The following is a 1,275-nucleotide window of genomic DNA, read 5'->3' on the forward strand; positions in this document are numbered from 1 at the left end:
GGGTGGCCGGGGGCGGCGGCCGGCTCGGCGACAGGCGGTGCCGGGGGCCCGGCGCAGCGGCCGTCGGCGTCGGCGTCGGCGTCGGCGGAACTCGATGGATGCCGGCGCCGGGTCCCGACTAGGGTCGGCCGGTGTCCTTCTTCCACCGGTTCGGGTCGGACGACCTGTTGCGCTGCCGGTTCGCGGTGTCGCCGCTGTGGGAGACCCAGGAGGCGGTGCGCACCCTGCTGCGCCCGCACCGGCAGGGCTACCACCTGCCGTGGCTACGGCAGGTCCGCGAGGCCGCGGACCGGCTCGACCTGCGACCGCTGTGGGCGCTGATGCCCACCCGCGGGCACAGCTCCAACTTCCTCAGCCCGCCCCCGCTCGGGCCGACCGCGACGGTGGAGGAGGAACTGGAGCGGATCCGGTCCGCCGACCCGCTGGAGGTGCACGAAGACCTCCGTCTGTCACTGGCGTCCACCCCCGGCGCACTGGAGAGCGAGACCGGCAGGCGGCTGCTGAAGGATCCCGAGCGTGCCGTCGAGACCCTGACGGACCTTCTGGACCAGGCCTGGCGGACGCTGGTCGCCCCGCACTGGCCGCGGCTGCGCGCCCTGCTGGAGGCCGACATCCTCTTCCACACCCGTCGGCTGGCTGCAGGCGGCCTCGCCGAGCTGTTCGACGGACTGCACCCGGCCCTGCGTTGGGACGCGGCGAACGACACGCTCGTCATCGACCGGCCCACGCACCACGACCGCACCCTCGGCGGTCAGGGCCTGCTGCTGATGCCGAGCGCCTTCGTCTGGCCGGAGGTGGCCGGCGGCTTCGACCCGCCGTGGCAGCCGACCGTCGTCTACCCGGCGCGCGGGATCGGCGCGTTGTGGACCGGCGCGGCCGGACCGGCCCCCGAGGCGCTCGCCCGGTTGCTGGGCCGGGCGCGGGCCGACGTCCTGTGCGCGCTGGCCGAACCGGCGTCGACCACGGCGCTCGCCCACCGGCTCGGGCTCGCGCCGTCCTCGGTCTCGGCACACCTGAAGGCCCTGTACGGGGCGGGGTTGCTGGACTCGCACCGGCGCGGGCACCAGGTGCTGTACGAGCGGACGCCACTGGGCATCGCCCTGGCCACGGGCGGGGGCTCCGGCCCAGGCCCCTCGGCCGTCCCGGGCGCCTAGGGTCTGTTGCGAAAGTGGATCTTGTTCGTTGATGATCACGTCCTGTGGGACGTGGGGATCTGACGAATGGGCAGTGGGCCCGGCTTGAGCCGTTGCTGCCGCGGGGCATCAAGCCGGGCCG

At 74.7% G+C, this 1,275-nt stretch carries 1 protein-coding gene; it reads left to right on the top strand.

Translation table 11 applies throughout. The features are described from left to right. Window positions 1-131 precede the first annotated feature (131 nt). Window positions 132-1,154 (top strand): ArsR/SmtB family transcription factor, encoded by a 1,023-nt coding sequence (locus GPJ59_RS36270; RefSeq protein WP_219672364.1) that lies wholly within the window; start codon window positions 132-134, stop codon window positions 1,152-1,154. Window positions 1,155-1,275 lie beyond the last annotated feature (121 nt).

Source organism: Streptomyces bambusae (assembly GCF_019400985.1).
In the GTDB taxonomy this organism is placed as follows: Bacteria; Actinomycetota; Actinomycetes; order Streptomycetales; family Streptomycetaceae; genus Streptomyces; species Streptomyces bambusae_A.